This is a genomic window from Pseudoxanthomonas sp. JBR18 (assembly GCF_028198165.1).
GTDB lineage: Bacteria > Pseudomonadota > Gammaproteobacteria > Xanthomonadales > Xanthomonadaceae > Pseudoxanthomonas_A.
On record NZ_CP116339.1, the window covers coordinates 4,490,267 to 4,508,395 of the forward strand.

Annotated in this window: 19 protein-coding genes; 15 read left to right on the forward strand and 4 right to left on the reverse strand. The window is 67.4% G+C overall.

Annotated features, from left to right (window positions below):
- Positions 1-121: 121 nt before the first annotated feature.
- The 5 genes from PJ250_RS20080 (at position 122) to PJ250_RS20100 (ending at position 2,925) form a co-directional block, all read left to right on the forward strand.
- On the forward strand, positions 122-643 hold the full coding sequence (locus PJ250_RS20080) for a M23 family metallopeptidase (RefSeq protein ID WP_271648717.1): 522 nt from the start codon (positions 122-124) through the stop codon (positions 641-643).
- A 74-nt stretch (positions 644-717) separates the two neighbouring features.
- Positions 718-1,020, forward strand: a complete 303-nt coding sequence (locus PJ250_RS20085) for a DUF3861 family protein (protein ID WP_271646399.1) — start codon at positions 718-720, stop codon at positions 1,018-1,020.
- Positions 1,021-1,086: 66 nt separating this feature from the next.
- Positions 1,087-1,623 (forward strand): hypothetical protein, encoded by a 537-nt coding sequence (locus tag PJ250_RS20090; protein WP_271646400.1) that lies wholly within the window; start codon positions 1,087-1,089, stop codon positions 1,621-1,623.
- A 68-nt stretch (positions 1,624-1,691) separates the two neighbouring features.
- Positions 1,692-2,276, forward strand: a complete 585-nt coding sequence (locus PJ250_RS20095; protein ID WP_271646401.1) for a YceB family lipoprotein — start codon at positions 1,692-1,694, stop codon at positions 2,274-2,276.
- Positions 2,266-2,925, forward strand: a complete 660-nt coding sequence (locus PJ250_RS20100; RefSeq protein ID WP_271646402.1) for a hypothetical protein — start codon at positions 2,266-2,268, stop codon at positions 2,923-2,925. Before PJ250_RS20095 ends, PJ250_RS20100 begins: the two co-directional genes overlap by 11 nt.
- A gap of 100 nt (positions 2,926-3,025) precedes the next feature.
- On the opposite strand, the gene PJ250_RS20105 is transcribed toward PJ250_RS20100, so the two are convergent.
- From PJ250_RS20105 to PJ250_RS20120, 4 genes are all read right to left on the reverse strand, one after another.
- A complete protein-coding gene (locus tag PJ250_RS20105) occupies positions 3,026-3,565 on the reverse strand; it encodes a type 1 glutamine amidotransferase domain-containing protein (protein ID WP_271646403.1) in 540 nt (179 codons plus the stop codon).
- Positions 3,566-3,668: 103 nt separating this feature from the next.
- Positions 3,669-4,454: a 3-hydroxybutyrate dehydrogenase gene (locus tag PJ250_RS20110; RefSeq protein ID WP_271646404.1), complete on the reverse strand. Its 786-nt coding sequence runs from the start codon at positions 4,452-4,454 to the stop codon at positions 3,669-3,671.
- Between the two features lie 73 nt (positions 4,455-4,527).
- Positions 4,528-6,753: a DUF5916 domain-containing protein gene (locus tag PJ250_RS20115; protein ID WP_271646405.1), complete on the reverse strand. Its 2,226-nt coding sequence runs from the start codon at positions 6,751-6,753 to the stop codon at positions 4,528-4,530.
- 164 nt (positions 6,754-6,917) lie between these two features.
- A complete protein-coding gene (locus tag PJ250_RS20120) occupies positions 6,918-7,385 on the reverse strand; it encodes an SET domain-containing protein (protein WP_271646406.1) in 468 nt (155 codons plus the stop codon).
- Positions 7,386-7,518: 133 nt separating this feature from the next.
- Here PJ250_RS20120 and PJ250_RS20125 point away from each other — a divergent pair, with 133 nt between their 5' ends.
- From PJ250_RS20125 to PJ250_RS20170, 10 genes are all read left to right on the forward strand, one after another.
- Positions 7,519-8,046 (forward strand): cytochrome C, encoded by a 528-nt coding sequence (locus PJ250_RS20125; RefSeq protein ID WP_271646407.1) that lies wholly within the window; start codon positions 7,519-7,521, stop codon positions 8,044-8,046.
- A 90-nt stretch (positions 8,047-8,136) separates the two neighbouring features.
- Positions 8,137-8,598 (forward strand): SUF system Fe-S cluster assembly regulator, encoded by a 462-nt coding sequence (locus tag PJ250_RS20130; protein ID WP_271646408.1) that lies wholly within the window; start codon positions 8,137-8,139, stop codon positions 8,596-8,598.
- Positions 8,599-8,615: 17 nt separating this feature from the next.
- Positions 8,616-10,088, forward strand: a complete 1,473-nt coding sequence (gene sufB / locus PJ250_RS20135) for a Fe-S cluster assembly protein SufB (protein ID WP_271646409.1) — start codon at positions 8,616-8,618, stop codon at positions 10,086-10,088.
- 190 nt (positions 10,089-10,278) lie between these two features.
- On the forward strand, positions 10,279-11,043 hold the full coding sequence (sufC, locus tag PJ250_RS20140) for a Fe-S cluster assembly ATPase SufC (RefSeq protein WP_271648718.1): 765 nt from the start codon (positions 10,279-10,281) through the stop codon (positions 11,041-11,043).
- Entirely contained in the window at positions 11,040-12,302 is a 1,263-nt protein-coding gene (gene sufD / locus PJ250_RS20145) for a Fe-S cluster assembly protein SufD (RefSeq protein ID WP_271646410.1), read from the forward strand. The genes sufC and sufD overlap by 4 nt, the downstream gene beginning before the upstream one ends.
- A 5-nt stretch (positions 12,303-12,307) precedes the next feature.
- Positions 12,308-13,561, forward strand: coding sequence for a cysteine desulfurase (locus tag PJ250_RS20150; protein WP_271648719.1), 1,254 nt, complete (start codon positions 12,308-12,310; stop codon positions 13,559-13,561).
- A 234-nt stretch (positions 13,562-13,795) separates the two neighbouring features.
- Positions 13,796-14,323, forward strand: coding sequence for a GNAT family N-acetyltransferase (locus tag PJ250_RS20155; protein WP_271646411.1), 528 nt, complete (start codon positions 13,796-13,798; stop codon positions 14,321-14,323).
- 9 nt (positions 14,324-14,332) lie between these two features.
- The gene (locus PJ250_RS20160; protein WP_271646412.1) at positions 14,333-14,668 is read left to right on the forward strand and encodes a non-heme iron oxygenase ferredoxin subunit; all 336 of its coding nucleotides are present in this window, start codon (positions 14,333-14,335) and stop codon (positions 14,666-14,668) included.
- Between the two features lie 336 nt (positions 14,669-15,004).
- Positions 15,005-17,350, forward strand: coding sequence for a catecholate siderophore receptor Fiu (locus PJ250_RS20165; RefSeq protein WP_271646413.1), 2,346 nt, complete (start codon positions 15,005-15,007; stop codon positions 17,348-17,350).
- An 81-nt stretch (positions 17,351-17,431) separates the two neighbouring features.
- On the forward strand, positions 17,432-18,121 hold the full coding sequence (locus PJ250_RS20170) for a Fe2+-dependent dioxygenase (RefSeq protein ID WP_271646414.1): 690 nt from the start codon (positions 17,432-17,434) through the stop codon (positions 18,119-18,121).
- Positions 18,122-18,129: the final 8 nt, after the last annotated feature.

Below are 18,129 nucleotides of genomic sequence, written 5' to 3' on the forward strand. Positions count from 1 at the left end.
CGCTACAACGGATTGATCGGGCACTCATCGTCCCTGGGCCAGGCTGTGGCGCATGTCCACCGTCTCTCACGACACCTCCCCGGCCCGACAGGCGTGGCGCGCCATTCGCCCGCTGCTGTTGATGGGCGCGCTGGGTCTGGCCGCTGCGTGGGCCTGGCGCCAGCCGTTCCTGGAGACCCCGCGCATGCTCTGGCGCATCTCGCGCATGGAACCGGCCTCCGCCCTGCCCTCCCCGGTCGATGGCGTCATCGCCCGCCGTATCGCGGACACCTTCGGCGCGCCGCGCGGCCGCACGCGCACCCATGCCGGCGTGGACATCTTTGCCCCACGCGGGACGCCGGTGCGCAGTGCGACACCCGGCGTGGTCACCTCGATCCGCGATGGCGGACTCGGTGGGCGCCAGGTCTGGGTGCTGGGGCCCGGCCGCGAGCGCTATTACCACGCGCATCTGCAGGGATGGGCCGATGGCCTGCATGAAGGACAGAGCGTCCTGCCGGGGACTTTGCTGGGTTACGTCGGCGACAGCGGCAACGCGCGCGGTACGCCGACCCACCTGCATTACGGCATCTACGGTGCCGCCGGCGCGCGCAACCCGCTGCCCGCGCTGCGTGCCGGCACGGAGCAGGAAGGGCTGGAACACTGAGTCGCGCCCCGCCCGCTCGCCGCCGGCTCTGCGGTTTCCTAACGTGGGCGCATGCCTTCACCGCCGTGAGCGCCATGCACGAGCAACGCCCCCATCGCTACCGCATCACCATCACGCCCGTTCAGGACGACGGTTATCCCTGCGTCGACCGCTGCAGCATCGAGTTCGAACACCGCGCCAGCCAGGACTGGCTGCGGCTGATGCACCACTCCCAGCGCCACCGTCAGCTCAGTGCCGATGAGCGCGCCGCGACGCTGGTCGCCAGTCGCGTCCTGCGCGACCTGGCCCATGCCCATCGGAACGCGCAGGAAGATCCGTTCGACACCCTCGAACCGGTGCTCGACCGCTTCATCGCCGGGATCGACCCACGCCGTTGAACCCAGCGCGGCGGCGCCACGCCGCTGCCGCTAGACTGCGCCGCATCGTCGCTGACGGAACTTTCGATGCGCATCGCGCTCTTCCTTGCCTTGAGCCTGTCGTTTGGCGCCTGCTCATGCAGCCGCAAGCCCGACCCGGACGCCATCCACCGCGAGGCGAGCCCACAGCCGCCAGCGGCCGCGCCGCATGCCGTCGACGCAGCTGAACTCAAGGCGCGCCAGGCCCGGACCGAGGCCCTGCAAGCGCAACGCAGCGCGATGTCGGAAGCCGGCGATCTGATGCAGCGCTACCTCGGTGCCCTGGCGACCGGTGACACGGTGGCCGCAGACGCGCTCTGGGTGGGCGGCAAGCCGCCGCCCGTTCCGGATGATGCCGCTCTGCGCGCGCTGGGGCCGCGCTCGATGCGCATCAACACCGACGCACCGGTTCCGCTCGATCCGGACCAGGTTCCGTCCCAGTCATTCGAGGTCCCGGTGCGGCTTCGCGTCGCCGATCGCGATGGTGGCGTGCAGCAGTGGCGCGGCTGGTATCGCGTACGCCGTGCGGCGGACGCCAGCCACTGGGAAATCACCACGGCCTCCCTCCATCCGCAGCTCGATTGAGGCCCGGTTCACCGCGCGTGCTTATCGTGTCCAGCACGAATCCAAGCGCAGCCACTCGGGATACTCGCATGAAGCCATCGATCGTCACGCGCATCCGCGCCGGCGTTGTCGCCTTGGCGCTGGTGGCCGTCAGCACTGCGGCGGCCGCCTGGGCACAGGGCAAGCCTTCCCAGGATCTGGCCGTCTCGGCCGAGCAGGTGCAGGGCTACCTGCAGTCCGAGTTCCCACGGCAGTTCCAGGCCCTCGGCGGGCTGGTCTCAATGACGGCGAGCAACCCGCAGCTCACCATCCCCGAGGGAGGCGATCGCGTCCAGATGCAGTTCGACGCCAGTGCCAGCGGCAATCCGCTGGGCCGGGTGTGGCTGAGCAGCGGCCTGCGCTATGACGCCGACAAGATGGCCGTCTTCCTGGACGCGCCCAGTGTCGATCGCGTGGTCCCGACCCATGGCGGCGAGCTGCGAAGCCGCGATCGCCAGCTGGTCAGCCTGTTCCTGCAGGACTACGCGAGCACTGAACCGCTATATCAGCTCGATCCAAAGCTGCTGGCCAACTTCGGCAACCTGCGCGTGGAATCGACGCGCGTGGAGGGCGGAAAGATCGTGGTCCATTTCAACCAGCCTGTCGGCATGCCGGAGTTGAGCGATGCGCCGTGACCGAATCCGGGGGCGTCTGGCCCTGCTTGCCGTGGGCGCGACGGCGCTGATTGCGCTTGCCGCGTGCGGCCCGTCCGCCAACACCGCCAGTCCGACATCGACGCCCGCAGGGCCCGATGCGTCCGTCGCCGCGATCACCGAGCCGCAGGCCTCGCCGGTGCCTGCGGCCATCATGGACAAGGCCGAGGGCGACCTCACCGCTCCCGACCAGGATCCCAAGGCCGCAAGCATGGCCGCCACGCCCGAGGCGGCCGAGGACACGGTGCGGCGCTACTACGAGGCGATCAACGACAAGGACTACCCACTGGCCTACGCCCAATGGGGCAACGATGGCGCGGCCAGCCGCCAGAGTTATGAGGTCTTCTCCAAGGGCTATGGCAAGACCGCGTCCGTGCAGGCGCAGGTCGGCAAGGCGTTCGACCAGGAAGGCGCGGCGGGATCGCGCTATATCCGGGTACCGGTGGAACTGGCCGCCGCCCAGACCGACGGAAGCGTGCGTCATTACCGGGGCAGCTTCACCCTGCGCGCAGTGATGGCAGATGGCGCCACGCCCGAACAGCGCCGCTGGCACCTGGACTCAGCCGAACTGGAAGGCTTCGAGCCGGACGCCGTCGCCTCGGCTGCTTCCTCGAAGGAAGCAGCGCAGTAGTTTCGGGCGAAAGTTGGAGCAAAGAAAAGGCGCGATCGGAAGATCGCGCCTTTTGGCTTCTGGGGGCATCGCGTTCCGGTCGGCACGCCCCTATCCCGATTCAGCTCGCCAATGCGTCGGCGATCGCCTTGCTGAAAGCAGGGATATCGTCGGGATTGCGGCTGGTGATGAGCTTGCCGTCGACCACCACCTCACTGTCCTCCCAGCGTCCGCCGGCGTTGGTCAGGTCGGTCTTCAACGACGACCACGAGGTCAGCCGACGCCCCTTGGCCAGCCCAGTCTCGGCCAACATCCACGGGCCATGGCAGATCGCCGCCACCGGCTTGTCATCTGCCGCGAATGCCTTGACGAAGGCCACCGCCGCCGCCTCACGACGCAGGTGGTCAGGATTGATCACCCCGCCCGGCAGCACGAGCGCGTCGTAATCGCCTGCATTGGCCTTGCCGAGCTGTCGATCGACCTTGACCGACTCGCCCCAGTCCTTTTTGTCCCAGCCACGGATGCTGTCCTGCCCGTCCAACGCCACCACATCGACCTTCGCGCCCAGCGCTTCCAGGCGATGCTTCGGCTCGGTGAGCTCGGATTGCTCGAAGCCATCGGTGGCCAGCATGGCGACGGTCTTGCCTGTCAGGTCGGTCATGGGAAAACTCCGGTTGAAAGAGGATCTCCATGCTGGTCCTGCCGGCATTCGATACCCATGAACGTCCGCGCCACGCGCGCAGACGCGGCCTGAACGTCTGCGCTCACCCCATGTGCCAGCCGTGGCTGACCAGGATGCTCTGCCCGGTCAGCGCATTGCTGGGGAATGCACACAGGAACTCCACCGTGGTGGCCACGTCTTCCAGGGTGGTGAACGTGCCATCGACGGTGTTGCCCAGCATCACCCGCTTGATCACCTCGTCCTCGCTGATGCCCAGGCTCTGTGCCTGTTCGGGGATCTGCTTTTCCACCAGCGGAGTCCGCACGAAGCCCGGGCAGACCACGTGGCTGCGCACGCCGTGCGGCCCGCCTTCCTTGGCCAGGGTCCGCGCCAGGCCCAGCAGGCCATGCTTGGCGGTGACGTAAGCCGACTTGAGCGGCGAGGCCTCGTGCGAATGCGCCGAGCCCATGTAGATCACCGTGCCGCGCTTGCGTGCGTACATGCCGGGCAGCACCGCCTTGGTGGTCAGGAAGGCGCCATCCAGATGGATCGCCAGCAGCTTCTTCCATGCCTCGAAAGGAAACGCCTGGATCGGATGGACGATCTGCACACCGGCATTGGCGATGAGGATGTCCACTGGCCCCAGCGCCTGCTCGACCTGGGCCATGCCGGCGTTGACGGCCGCCTCGTCGGTCACGTCCATCGCCACGCCCAGCGCACGACCGCCATCGGCCTGGATCTGCGTGGCGGCTTGCTGCGCGCCTTCCAGGTTGAGGTCGGCGATGGCAACGGCGGCACCGGCGCGCGCCAGGGACTGCGCCAGGGCCTTGCCGATGCCGCTGGCAGCACCGGTGATGACGGCGACCTGGCCTTCGAGGGAACGGGACATGGCACGACTCCAAGAGGGATTGCGCCGCAGTGTCGCGCATGCAACGCCGCCCGCCTATGACAGGCGTGCCGGCCTAGAGTTCGAAGCGGTAGCTGAACTTCACCAGCAGCTGCTCGTCGTCGTGCAGCCGCAGCGCGTCGCTCAGCAGGCTTCCGATGGCATCGCTACGATCGGTCTCGTCGTAGCCACCGCGGGCATAAACCACGTACAGGTCCGACATGGGCGCCACTTCGTAGCGATAGCGCACTTGGAAGCCCAGGTTGCGCACGCTGAAATCCGACACGTCCTCGTCGCTGCGCAACGCCCGCGTTCCCACGACGCGGTAGGCACCGCTGGCGTCGGCGTCGATGGCCAGCGCCTGCAGCTTCACCCGCAGTTCCTGGCGGTTGGCCAGGTTCCAGGTCAGCCCGGCGTTGAGATGCCACTCGCGCCCGCTGTATAGGCCAACCAGATTGTCGCGCTGCCACACTGACCAGGCCGGCGTATGGTCGGCGTAGCCCCCCAGGTACACGCTGAAATCGTCATTGATGAAATAGGTCGCCGTGTAATCCACGCTATAGCTCAAGGCGCCCGGATCGGAGATGGCACCGCGCCTGGTCCACAGCTCCAGCTCATGCGCCCAGGGTCCTTTTCGCGGACGGCTGTACTCGTAGACCAGCTGGGTATTGAACGGCTGCTCGACCGAACCATGCCCGCGGGTCAGCAGGTCGTCGACGCCGGCATCGTTGAAATTGGCCTGGACGTATTCGACGCTGCCATCGCGCAGGCGCCCCTGGCGGCTGATGCGCAGCTGCTTGTTGAGCACCTCGCCGTGGTCGTTGTTGACCTGGCTGATCCGCCAGCGCCAGTCCTTGGACGAATAGCGCGAATCGGCCGGCTGGTCCGGGAAGCGTCGACGCACCTCCCAGTGCGCGTAGTTGAGGCTGTTCTGCGACAGGTAGCCCGCGTCGTTGAGCTGCAGGTCGTTGCCGAAGTGCATGGCGATCCACTGCTGTCGCCAGCCATGGTCCATCTCGTAATCGGCCCACACCGTGGCCCCGCTGTCGCGGCTGGTCGCGCCCTGCTGATCGATCTGGCTGCCGATCAGGCGCGTGCGCACGTTCCAGCGCGCGTTGGGCCGCCAGTTGTGGTCCACGCCCAGCACCGTCGCCTTGCGATCCAGCCACGGACGATCGACCTGGGTCAGCATCAGCCCGAGGTTCTGGTCGGAGAAATCGCGCACCAGCCGCAGCGCGCGGAAACTGCGCCCTGCCTCCCCGTCCTCGTCGGCGTAGAACACGCCGTACTTGGTCGCCCCCAGGCTGCCATTGATCTTGACCGCCGCGGTGATGTCGGCCGCCCCGCGCCCATCGTCCGAGGGACCGCCGATGCGCCGGGTATAGAGCAACTGACTGAAATCCGAGGGGGTGGTGAATTCGAACAGCCCCTGGTTCTCGGTGAAGAACGGGCGCTTGTCGCTGACGTAGGTTTCGGTGGCGCCAAAGTTGACCACCAGGTCGTCGCTCTCGACCTGGCCGAAGTCCGGGTTGACCGTGGCGGTCATCTGAAACTGCCCGTTGGGCTTCCAGAACACGTCGACTCCGCCGTCGAATGCCGTGTCCCCGTGCGCGCGGTCGTACAGGCCCGAGACATAGGGCGTGACCGCCAGCAGCGATTGCGCGTAGTCGGCGACCTCCACCGGGGCGAACTCGGACAGGAAGCGCGGCCGGTCGAAGCTGGCCGCCGGCCACGCCATGCGCTCGCCGGTCGCGCCGATCACCCGGTCCACGTAGAGCTTCATCCGGCGCGTATCACCGGAGGCCTTGTGCATCGGCGCGGTGTACCAGGGGATCAGCACCTCCACCGACCAGCCCTGCGCGTCCTCGCTGACGGCATGACGCCAGCTACCGTCCCAGTCGTCGCTGAAGGTGTTCTCGTTGGTGATCACCGCGTCCTTGATGCCATCGGTGGAGGAGACCACGAAGTTGTAGCCGGTCCTGCCATCGCCATCGAAGTCGATCATCAGGTTGACCCGGTCGACCTGGTCCTCGAAGTCGCGGCGCACCTTCTGGTGGGTGCGCGGCACGCCTGGCGGCTGCACGCAGCGCACGGCCACGGCCAGTCCATCGGGGGTGGCCAGGATCCACGCCTCGGTCGGCTGGCTGCCCGGCGCGCGCGTCAGCGGCTGCACCTGGCGGAAATCGGTGACGTGGCGGGCCCCGGCCCACTCGTCCGGATCGATCCGTCCGTCGATCTCCACGGCGCCGGCCTGCCAGGCCAGCGCCAGCCCGATCCCAACAGCCAACATTGCAATGCGCATGCGCGCCTCCTCCCTTTGGGCCGATGCCCGTCGGAGGTGAAGACTAGGCACCGGTCGGCAGGGCGCCGACTGGCATCAGTCATTGCAACCTTTTACGGTCCCGACGCATCTGTGCGGTCACGGCAGGCCAAAGGCCGGCGCCGGATGGCAAGCAAAGTCCCTACTCAGCGCTTGGGCTGGAGCATGGTCCCGGTGCAGTTCTTGGAGCCGCAGCGACAGGCCCAGATCTTCTTCAGGCGCGCGGTGTGCGGCTCTTCCAGGGTGATGCCGTAGTTGTAGGTCAGCTCTTCGCCGGCCTTGATGTTGCGCAGCGCCTCGACCACCACCTGATCCTTGCGCCGGTCCTTGCCATCGTGCTCGACGATCAGTGCCTCGCAGTTGGGGTCGCAGCTGTGGTTGATCCAGCGTGCGCTGTTGCCGCCGCGCGCGCCGTCGATGACGTATTTGTCGTTGAGCGTGAACAGGAAGGTATGGCCGCTCTCCACGTCACCGCCACTGTCGCGGTCCGCCTGTGCATGGGTCCGCCGCTCGCCCTTGTATTCGATCAGCCGCTCCCCCTTCTTGATCGGGGCCACGGCGAACATGCCGTTGCCGTGGATAACGGATTTGCGGGTGGCGATCTTGCGCGGCATCGAAAGGTCCGAAGGTGTAAGTGACCGGGGCATTGTGGCTGCGGTGCCCGCTTCGTGCCACTGGCGCCCCCTTTGGCCGCTCACAACCGTGCGCCGCGTCTTGAGTTTCGACAATCCGGCCGAGACCGCGCCCATGCAGACACGTCAGATCTTCGCTCTCATCGTGGCCCTGGCCAGCGTCCTGTGCCTGGCTGCCTGCCACCAAAGCGCCGCAACTCCCCAGCCCGACACGCAGGCGCAGGCCAGGGACCTGGCCGCACGCGGCGAATACCTGGTCCGCATCGGCGGCTGCAACGACTGCCACACTCAGGACTACGGCGCGCGTGGCGGAGACATTCCGACATCGCAATGGCTGCTGGGCAACCGCGAGGGCTTCGTCGGCCCCTGGGGCACCAGCTACGGCACCAACCTGCGTCTGACGGTGGACCGGCTCGACGAGGCCGGATGGCTCGCCTACACCGCCACCCTGCAGGCGCGCCCGTTGATGCCGGCCTACATGCTGCGGCAGATGCATGAAGAGGACCGGCGCGCGATCTATCACTTCATCCGCGCGTTGGGCCCGGCCGGGACGCCGGCGCCTGCTGCGCTTCCGCCTGGCCAGACCCCCGCCCCGCCCTATCTCCAGTTGGTGCTGCCGACGCGGGAAGCGCCCGCCTCCTGAACGGGCCCGACCCCGCCGTTTGAGCCGCGCGGACCGAAAGCGTACAATTTCGGTCCAGTTTCGATCTGTCGCCCCGCGCGACCCACTCCCATGCTGCGCGTCACCAAACTCACCGATTACGCCACCGTACTGCTGACCGTCCTGGCCGGCCGTACCGGCGAAGTCCTCAGTGCCACCGAACTGGCCGAGGCGTCCGGCCTGGAAGCCACCACCGTGAGCAAGGTGCTCAAGCCGCTGGCCCAGGCAGGCCTGGTCGAAGGCCTGCGTGGCGTGCATGGCGGCTACCGGCTGGCGCATCCGGCCGTCGACATCTCCCTGGTCCAGATCATCGAGGCCATGGAAGGACCGCTGGCCATCACCGAGTGCAGCCAGCAGGACAGCCAATGCGGCATCGCCCACCAATGTGGGGCGCGCGCCAACTGGCGCCTGATCAACGACGTGGTCGCCGACGCCCTGCGCGGCATGACCCTGGCGCAGATGCTCCAGCCTGCGCCGCCCTCCCCTTCCACCGAGACACGCCGGCGCTCCATCGCCGCGCGCGTCGCCAGCTGAAACCGTAGGCAGCCCACATGGCCACCGAAGCAACCCAACTTCCCGAAGCGCCGCTGCGCAACGCCGAGATCGTCCAGCAGCTCGGCCGCCGCTATGACGCCGGCTTCATCACCGACATCGAGTCCGACTCGCTGCCCGCCGGCCTGGACGAGGACATCGTCCGTGCCCTGTCGGCGAAGAAGGACGAGCCGGAGTGGATGACGCAGTGGCGCCTGGAGGCTTACCGCCACTGGCTGAAGATGCCGATGCCCGAGTGGGCCAAGCTCAAGATCGCCCCGATCGACTTCCAGGCGCTGAGCTACTACTCCGCGCCCAAGGGTCCCAAGTACAAGTCGCTGGACGAGGTGCCGCAGGAGCTGCTGGATACCTACGACAAGCTGGGCGTGCCGCTGCACGAGCGCGCCAGGCTGGCCGGCGTGGCGGTGGACGCGGTGTTCGACTCGGTCTCGGTCGGCACCACCTTCCGCAAGGAACTGGCCGAGAAGGGCGTGATCTTCTGCTCGATGTCCGAGGCGATCAAGGAACATCCCGAGCTGGTCAAGCAATACCTGGGCTCGGTGGTGCCGGTCGGCGACAACTACTTCGCCGCGCTCAATTCGGCGGTGTTCTCCGACGGCAGCTTCGTGTTCATCCCCAAGGGCGTGCGCTGCCCGATGGAGCTGAGCACCTACTTCCGCATCAACGCCGGCCACACCGGCCAGTTCGAACGCACCCTGATCATCTGCGAGGACAAGGCCTACGTCTCCTACCTGGAAGGCTGCACCGCGCCGATGCGCGACGAGAACCAGCTGCACGCCGCGGTGGTCGAACTGGTCGCGCTGGAAGACGCCGAGATCAAGTATTCCACCGTGCAGAACTGGTATCCGGGCGACGAGGAAGGCCGTGGTGGCATCTACAACTTCGTCACCAAGCGTGCCGAATGCCGTGGCGATCGCAGCAAGGTGACCTGGACCCAGGTCGAGACCGGTTCGGCGATCACCTGGAAGTATCCGTCCTGCGTGCTCCTCGGCGACGATTCGTCCGGCGAGTTCCACTCGGTGGCGCTGACCCACCACCGCCAGCAGGCCGACACCGGCACCAAGATGATCCACATCGGCAAGCGCACCAAGTCCAAGATCGTCAGCAAGGGCATCAGTGCCGGCCGCGGCCAGAACACTTACCGCGGCCTGGTCAAGGTGGACAAGGGCGCCGACGGCGCGCGCAACTACACCCAGTGCGATTCGTTGCTGATCGGCAAGCAGTGCGGCGCCCACACCTTCCCCTATATCGAGGTGAAGAACCCCGGCGCCACCGTCGAGCACGAGGCGACCACCTCCAAGATCAGCGACGACCAGCTGTTCTACTGCCGCGCGCGTGGCATCAGCGAGGAGGACGCGGTGTCGATGATCGTCGACGGCTTCTGCAAGCAGGTCTTCCGCGAGCTGCCAATGGAGTTCGCCGTCGAGGCCAAGAAGCTGCTGGAAGTCTCGCTGGAAGGCAGCGTCGGCTGACGTGTTTCCTTCTCCCTGAGGGACTCGGTGCCCTCGGAGCAGAAGGTGGCGCGAGGTGAGCCTGCAATTGCAGGTTCGGGATGAGGACACGGGCCAAGCCTCGTGATCCGATTCCGCCAGACTTCGCCCGACCCCTCACCCCAACCCCTTCCCGCCGGGAGAGGGCCAAAAGAATCAGATGGACATCATCATGCTGAAGATCGACAACCTCCACGCCGCCGTTGCCGGCAAGGACATCCTCAAGGGCCTCTCGCTGGAGGTGAAGCCGGGCGAAGTGCACGCCATCATGGGCCCCAACGGCGCGGGCAAGTCCACGCTGGGCAACATCCTGTCCGGGCGCGATGGCTATGACGTGACCGCCGGCAGCGTGCAGTTCGAAGGCGCCGACCTGCTTTCGCTGGAGCCGGAAGAACGCGCCGCGGCGGGCATCTTTCTGGCCTTCCAGTACCCGGTCGAGATTCCGGGCGTGAACAACACTTACTTCCTGCGCGCGGCGCTCAATGCCCAGCGCAAGGCGCGCGGGGAACCTGAGCTGGATTCGATGCAGTTCCTCAAGCTGGTGCGCGAGAAGCTGGCCGTACTGCACCTGAAGGACGAGCTGCTGCACCGTGGCGTCAACGAGGGCTTCTCCGGTGGCGAGAAAAAGCGCAACGAGATCTTCCAGCTGGCCGTGCTGGAGCCGAAGCTGGCAATCCTGGACGAGACCGACTCGGGCCTGGACATCGATGCGCTCAAGGCTGTGGCCGAAGGCGTCAATGCGCTGCGCAGCGCCGGCCGCTCGTTCCTGGTCATCACCCACTACCAGCGCCTGCTGGACTACATCAAGCCGGACGTGGTGCATGTGCTGGCCGACGGGCAGATCGTCCAGACCGGCGGTCCGGAACTGGCCCTGGAGCTGGAAGCCCACGGTTACGCCTGGCTGAAGGACCGCGTGACCCCGGAAACAGCGGCATGAGCGCCTTGCTGGACTCCCTGGCAGCTGCCTTCGCGGGCGATGCCGCGCGCCGTTCTGTGCTGGATGACGCCCTTGCCGTCGGCCTGCCGAGCCAGCGCGACGAGGCGTGGAAGTACACCTCGCTGCGCATGTTGGAGCGTCGCAGCTTCGCGCCGGTCGAGACGGCGCCGGAGGTGGATGCCGCGCTGCTCGCGCACATCCCCACCCCGCGCCTGGTGTTCGTCAATGGTTGCCACGCCGAATCGCTGTCCGACCTGACGGGCCTGGGCGACGGCGTCAGCGTGCAGCGTTTGTCGCAGGCGCTGGCCGACGGCGGCGATGCCGCGCGCTTCCTCGCGCGCCGGTTCGAGCGCAACGACGAGATCTTCGCCCGGCTCAACGCCGCGCTGGCCGCCGAAGGCGTGCTGCTGCGGGTCGAGGCCGGGGCGCAGGTCGCCACGCCGCTGCAGCTGGTCTTCGTGGGCGCGAGTGACACCACCGACCGCGCCTGGCACCTGCGCAACTTGATCGAACTGCGCGCCGGTGCGCGCCTGCGGGTCGTCGAGCATCACCTCGCCGCCGGCGAGCACGCGCACCTGTCCAACGCGCTGACCCACGTGCATCTGGCCCAGGGTGCGCAGCTGGTCCACGCGCGCGCCCAGCACGAGGCCGAAAAGGCCACCAGCCTGCTGCGCACCGATGCGGTGCTGGCACGTGAGGCGGTCTACAAGCGCGTCGATCTGGAACTGGGCGCGGCGCTGTCGCGACATGAGCTCAACGTGCGCCTGGAAGGAGAAGGCGCGCGTCTGGATGCCAACGGCGTGCTGCTGGCCGGTGGCCGCCGCCACGTCGATACGCGTCTGGGCATCGACCACATCGCCCGCGACACCAGCTGCGGCCTGACCTGGCGCGGCCTGGGCGCCGGCCGCGGTCGCGCGGTGTTCCATGGCGGCATCCTGATCCGCGAAGGCGCCGACGGCACCGACGCCCGCCTGTCCAACAAGAACCTGCTGCTATCCGACACCGCCGAGATCGACACCCAGCCGGTGCTGGAAATCCACGCCGACGAGGTCCAGGCCGCGCACGGCGCGACCGTGGGCCGGATGGATGCCAATGCGCTGTTCTACCTGCGCTCGCGCGGGCTGCCGCAGGCCGATGCGCAGCGCCTGCTGACCGCGGCCTTCTGCCGCGAGCCGCTGGCCGTGCTGGAAGATGAAGCCCTGGGCGCGCAGTTGACCAGCATCCTGGACACGGCGCTGCGCCAGGCTGGTGCCGCGTGAACATCGTGCAGCAACCCGCCGCAGCCACCACCGCGCAGTCCCGGGCGCCGGACTGGAATCGCATCCGCCTGGATTTCCCGCTGCTCACCCGCGCAGTCAACGACAAGCCACTGATCTACTTCGACAACGCGAACACCTCGCAGAAGCCGGTCGAGGTGATCGCGGCGGTCGATGGCTTCTACCGCCGCCAGAACGCCAATGTCAGCCGCGCCGTGCACGCACTGGGCACCGAGGCCACCGACGCCTACGAGGGCGCACGCAAGACGCTGGCGCGTTTCATGAGCGTGCGCGCCGACGAGCTGGTGCTGTGCAGCGGGACCACGTTCGCCATCAACCTGGTAGCCTATTCCTGGGCGCTGCCGAACCTGAAGGAAGGCGACGTCATCCTGGTCTCGCGCATGGAGCACCATGCCAACATCGTGCCGTGGCAGCTCATCGCCCAGCGTACGGGCGCCAGGCTGGAGGTGGCGGAGATCCTGCCCGATGGCAGCCTGGACCTGGACGCGCTGTACAAGGCCATGACCCCGCAAGTGAAGCTGCTGGCGGTGGCCCACGTCTCCAACGTCCTGGGCACAGTCAACCCGGTGCGCGAGATCTGCAGGGCCGCGCGCAAGGCCGGCATCGTCACCGTCGTCGACGGCTCGCAGGCCGCCCCGCACATGGCGCTGGACGTGGCCGCGATCGGCTGCGACTTCTATGCGATGACCGGGCACAAGGTCTGCGGCCCCACCGGCACCGGCGCGCTGTGGGCGCGGCGCGAGCTGCTCGATGCGATGCCGCCGTTCATCGGCGGCGGCGAGATGATCAAGGAGGTCAGCTTCGAGCGCACCACCTTCAACGAGGTGCCACACAAGTTCGAGGCCGGCACGCCCAACATCGCCGGCTTCGTCGGCCTGGGCGCGGCACTGGACTACCTGGGCGCCATCGGCATGGACGCGATCCGCGCGCGCGAGGCCGAGTTGCTCGCCCACCTCACCGAAGAACTGCAGCGCATCGACGGCCTGCGCATCTTCGGCACCGCGCCGGACAAGGCCGCGGTGGTGTCCTTCCTGATCGATGGCGCCCACGCGCACGACCTGGCCACCCTGCTCGACCTGGATGGCGTGGCCGTGCGCTCGGGCCAGCACTGCGCGCATCCGCTGCTGCAGTATTTCGGCGTAGCCGCCACGCTGCGCGCCTCGCTGGCCTTCTACAACACCCACGAGGAGATCGAGGGCTTCGTGGCCGCACTGAAGAAGGCACGCACGCTGCTGGGCTGAGCGCAGGCGCCGTTTGCGCCTGTCGAGGAAGGCTCTCGTAGAGCGGAGCTTGCTCCGCTGGAGCTTTCTTCCTGACTTGGTCGGTGAGAAGCGGAGCTAGCTCCGCTCTACAGGCTGGGGACTTTCCTGTGACCCGGTCGGAGAGCAGCGGAGCAAGCTCCGCTCTACGGATCCGCCTGGCCTCAGGGCGTCATCGATGCGGCTGTTCGCCAGCCGGCGTTTTACAATGCGCCCATGCACACCCTGACCTTCCGCGACGCCACCGTCGCCGATATCGACGCCATCACCGCGCTGGTGACCTCCGCCTATCGTGGCGAGGCGAGTCGCGTCGGCTGGACCACCGAGGCCGACCTGCTCGACGGCAACCGCATCGACCGCGAGGTGCTGGCCCACGACCTCACCCGCCCCGACAGCCGCGTGCTGCTCGCCCATCGCGACGGCGCGCTGGTCGCCTGCGTGCATGTCGCGCGCGAGGACGGGGCCGGCTATTTCGGCATGTTCTCGGTGCGACCGGAGCTGCAGGGCGCGGGCATCGGCAAGGACGTGATGATCGAGGCCGAGCGCGTGGCGCGCGAGGAGTTCGGCGTGGACCGCATGCGCATGACCGTGATCGACGTGCGCGAGAGCCTGATCGCCTTCTACGAGCGCCGAGGCTACGTGCGCACCGGCACCTTCAAGCCCTTTCCCTACGGCGATGCGCGCTTCGGCACGCCGCTGCGCGATGACTTGCGCTTCGAAGTCCTGGAAAAATCTCTTGCCTAGGAGCGGCCTGTGAGCGAGACCTGGACTTTCGTTTGTTCCACCGAAGAGCTGCTGCCCGGGGAGATGCGCAGCACCTTCGACGAGGTGACCGGCACGCCGATCGTGGTGTTCAACCTGGACGGTGACCTCTATGCGCTGGAGGACCGCTGCAGCCATGCCGAGTTCGAACTGAGCGCGGCGGGCACCTTCGATGCGGAGGCCGGCAGTGTGGAATGTGTGCTGCATGGCGCACGCTTCGACATCCGTGACGGCGCCCCGCTGTGCGCGCCGGCCTATGCGCCGGTGCCCAAGTTCCCGGTCAAGGTGGAACACGACGGCGTCTGGTCGCGCGACGACCGCGACTAAACCAGGCCCAACAAGACTGGATCCGCCAACGCCTCGGAAACGGTGTCTGGCGGCGCCGTCGGAGCGACGCATGCGCGCCTTCGACCGGGCGCCTGCCAAGGCAGGCCAGCGCGATGCGTGACATCTTGTTAACGCTAATCATTCTCATTACAATTCGATCCGGCAGCGGCGGCCACCTGCCTGCGCCCCGGTCCACGGGAGTCCGCAGGCCACGGCCCGCCCGCCACTCGTGCCATCACGCCACCGGGCAGTGCCCGGCTTGCGACGGCGCGCCGCACTCCCGTCAGCCATCGCCAATGGGGGAAATTCGATAGAGCCATTGGACGACCACCACCCATGTCGCAGATCCGTTCCCGCAAGCACGCGCCTGACGCGCGTCCGCTTGCCGCCGCTACCCTCTTCACCAGCCTGGCCTTGTGCCTGCCGGCCGCCGCCGCCGAAGCCCCGTTGCCGGCCGAGGCCGCACGGGATACGCAGACCCAGCGCGCTGACGCCACCACGCTGCGCGAAGTGCAGGTCACCGCGTCCAAGGTGAAGGACTACGCGGCCCGCAACGTATCCTCGCCCAAGTTCACCCAGCCGATCCTGGACACGCCCCAGACGCTGCAGGTGATCACCAACGATCTGTTCACCGAGCAGGGCGCGACCACGCTCACCGAGGCCCTGCGCAATTCGCCCGGCGTGGGCACCTTTTACGCCGGCGAGAACGGCAGCACCACGACCGGCGATGCGATCTACATGCGCGGGTTCGACACCTCCAACAGCATTTTCGTGGACGGCATCCGCGACCTCGGCTCGATCTCGCGCGACGTGTTCAACACCGAGCAGATCGAGGTCGAGAAAGGTCCGGCCGGCACCGATACCGGTCGCTCGGCGCCGACTGGTTCGATCAATCTGGTCACCAAGGAGGCCTTCCTGCGCAACGCGGCCGCCGGCACGGTCACCGGCGGCATCGACGGACAGCGCCGCGTGACCGGCGACACCAACCTGGTCCTCGACGATGCATCCGGCACCGCGCTGCGGCTCAACGGCCTGTGGCAGGACAGCGACGTCCCCGGCCGCGACAAGGTGGTCAACAAGCGCTGGGGCTTCGCGCCCTCGCTGGTGACCGGCCTGGGCAGCGACACCCGCATGATCCTCAATCTGCTCTACGTCAAGCAGGACAACATTCCCGACGGCGGCGTGCCGACCATCGGCCTGCCCGGCTGGGAGCCGCAGGCGGGGCTGGAGCAGCTCGCCGGTCATCCGGTGGATCCGGAGAACTTCTATGGGACCCGCGCCGACCACGACGATGTGACCGCGCAGATGGCCACCTTCCGCTTCGAGCATGACTTCTCCGACACGCTCAAGCTGACCAACACCGCACGCTGGGGCAAGACCCGGCAGGATTACCTGCTGACCGCGTTCATGACCACCGGTGGGGCCACCGGCAACGTGCAGTACGGCGATGCCGACGACCTGTCCAGCTACACGGTCAACCGCAGCCTGCCCACCTTCAAGGACCAGAAGAACACCATCCTCACCGACCAGCTCAACCTGCGTGCGGACTTCACAACCGGCGCGGTCGTGCACAACCTCAGCACCGGGCTTGAATTCACCCGCGAGGAGCAGGATCAGCGTGGCCAGGCCGTCACCAACGGCAGCAGCTGGACGGCAGCCAACCTCTACGACCCGGACTGGAACACCACCGGCTTGACCTGGGAACACAACGGTGCCGACAGCCAGGGCAAGACCACGACCAGCTCGCTCTACGTGTTCGACACCTTGAAGTTCGGCGAGCGCTTCCTGCTCACCGCCGGCCTGCGTGCCGACCATTACCGGACCGAATTCGACAGCCTGGCGGTGTGCGGTGGCCGACGCGGCCCGGACTGTGGCGACGCGCCCACCGGCACGGTGGTCCCGTCCGCGGACGCCAAGGCCTCCGACACCCTGGTCAACTGGAAGCTGGGAGGCGTGTACAAGGTCGGCAACGTGGTCAGCCTGTATGCGAACTACGCGCTGTCCCAGCAGCCTCCAGGCGGCAGCTCGTTCCAGCTGAGCAGCTCGGCCAGCAGCGCTGACAACCCCAACCTGGACCCGCAGAAGGCCCGCACGGCCGAGATCGGCAGCAAATGGAACCTGCTCCAGGACAAGCTGCTGCTGACCATGGCATTGTTCCGCACCGAGGTCACCAACGAAATCAACACCACCGTCCTGGACGACCTGGGCAATCCCACCCAGACCGGCGAGAAGCGCGTGCAGGGCATCGAGGTCTCCGCAGTGGGCAAGCTGACCGACAACTGGGCGATCTCGGCCGGATATACCAGCATGGACACCCGCGTGGTCGAAGGCGCCAACACCGCCCAGGACGGCAGCAACAACCTGACCTACACGCCGGGCGATGCCTTCACCGCCTGGAGCACCTACCGGCTGCCCTTCGGCCTGACCCTGGGCGGTGGCGTGCGCTATTCCGGACGGATGCACCGCGGCACCGATGGCGCGGCGGGCACGCCAGAGTTCACCAAGTCCTACACGGTGTGGGACACGGTGGCCACCTACGCGGTCAACGATCACCTGGACCTGCGCCTGAATGGCTACAACGTGTTCGACAAGCGCTATGTGGCGGCGATCAACAAGAGCGGCTATCGCTATACACCCGGTGCGCCGCGCACGGTGATGCTCAGCGCGGACTTCCGCTTCTAAGCGGTGGTCTTGCCGCCGAGATGACACCACCGCACGGGAAGGCGCGCCTTCCCGTGCCTCATTGCAACAAGGTCCACCACGATGCTGCTGCACATTCCCCATGTTCTCGATGCCGGCCAACTCCGGCAGATGCGACAGGCGCTGGCCGCGGCGGACTGGACCGACGGGCGCGAGACCGTCGGCGCGCAGGGCGCGCAGGTCAAGCGCAACGAACAATTGCCCGATGCATCACCGCTGCGCGAGCAGCTGGGGCAGCAGGTGCTCGACGCGGTCGGACGCAACCCCTTGTTCTTCGCCGCCGCGCTGCCGCTGCGCATGCTGCCGCCGCGTTTCAACCGCTATGCCGGCGGGGGCGAATACGGCTTCCACGTGGATGGTGCAATCATGGCCCTGGACCGGCCTGGCCAGGCACGCACGCAGGTGCGCTCGGACCTGTCGTGCACGCTGTTCCTGTGCGAGCCGGACGAATACGACGGTGGCGAACTGGTGGTCAGCGACACCTACGGCGAGCACGAGGTCAAGCTGGCGGCGGGCGACCTGATCCTGTATCCGTCCAGCAGCCTGCACCGGGTCACGCCGGTCACCCGCGGGGCACGGCTGGCGGCGTTCTTCTGGATCCAGTCGATGGTGCGCGACGAAGCGCAGCGTCGCCTGCTGCTGGAGATGGACACCGCCATCCAGACCCTGTCGCGCACCGGCGGCGATGCGCAGGCGGTGCTGCAACTCACCGGCGTCTATCACAACCTGCTGCGTGGCTGGGCCGAGACCTGACCTGTGTG

Bases quoted from the DNA above. Each gene is read 5' to 3' on its own strand.
- PJ250_RS20080 (WP_271648717.1), top strand. From the start codon at position 122: ATGGGCGCGCTGGGTCTGGCCGCTGCGTGGGCCTGGCGCCAGCCGTTC.
- PJ250_RS20085 (WP_271646399.1), top strand. From the start codon at position 718: ATGCACGAGCAACGCCCCCATCGCTACCGCATCACCATCACGCCCGTT.
- PJ250_RS20090 (WP_271646400.1), top strand. From the start codon at position 1,087: ATGCGCATCGCGCTCTTCCTTGCCTTGAGCCTGTCGTTTGGCGCCTGC.
- PJ250_RS20095 (WP_271646401.1), top strand. From the start codon at position 1,692: ATGAAGCCATCGATCGTCACGCGCATCCGCGCCGGCGTTGTCGCCTTG.
- PJ250_RS20100 (WP_271646402.1), top strand. From the start codon at position 2,266: ATGCGCCGTGACCGAATCCGGGGGCGTCTGGCCCTGCTTGCCGTGGGC.
- PJ250_RS20105 (WP_271646403.1), bottom strand. From the start codon at position 3,565: ATGACCGACCTGACAGGCAAGACCGTCGCCATGCTGGCCACCGATGGC.
- PJ250_RS20110 (WP_271646404.1), bottom strand. From the start codon at position 4,454: ATGTCCCGTTCCCTCGAAGGCCAGGTCGCCGTCATCACCGGTGCTGCC.
- PJ250_RS20115 (WP_271646405.1), bottom strand. From the start codon at position 6,753: ATGCGCATTGCAATGTTGGCTGTTGGGATCGGGCTGGCGCTGGCCTGG.
- PJ250_RS20120 (WP_271646406.1), bottom strand. From the start codon at position 7,385: ATGCCGCGCAAGATCGCCACCCGCAAATCCGTTATCCACGGCAACGGC.
- PJ250_RS20125 (WP_271646407.1), top strand. From the start codon at position 7,519: ATGCAGACACGTCAGATCTTCGCTCTCATCGTGGCCCTGGCCAGCGTC.
- PJ250_RS20130 (WP_271646408.1), top strand. From the start codon at position 8,137: ATGCTGCGCGTCACCAAACTCACCGATTACGCCACCGTACTGCTGACC.
- sufB (WP_271646409.1), top strand. From the start codon at position 8,616: ATGGCCACCGAAGCAACCCAACTTCCCGAAGCGCCGCTGCGCAACGCC.
- sufC (WP_271648718.1), top strand. From the start codon at position 10,279: ATGCTGAAGATCGACAACCTCCACGCCGCCGTTGCCGGCAAGGACATC.
- sufD (WP_271646410.1), top strand. From the start codon at position 11,040: ATGAGCGCCTTGCTGGACTCCCTGGCAGCTGCCTTCGCGGGCGATGCC.
- PJ250_RS20155 (WP_271646411.1), top strand. From the start codon at position 13,796: ATGCACACCCTGACCTTCCGCGACGCCACCGTCGCCGATATCGACGCC.
- PJ250_RS20165 (WP_271646413.1), top strand. From the start codon at position 15,005: ATGTCGCAGATCCGTTCCCGCAAGCACGCGCCTGACGCGCGTCCGCTT.
- PJ250_RS20170 (WP_271646414.1), top strand. From the start codon at position 17,432: ATGCTGCTGCACATTCCCCATGTTCTCGATGCCGGCCAACTCCGGCAG.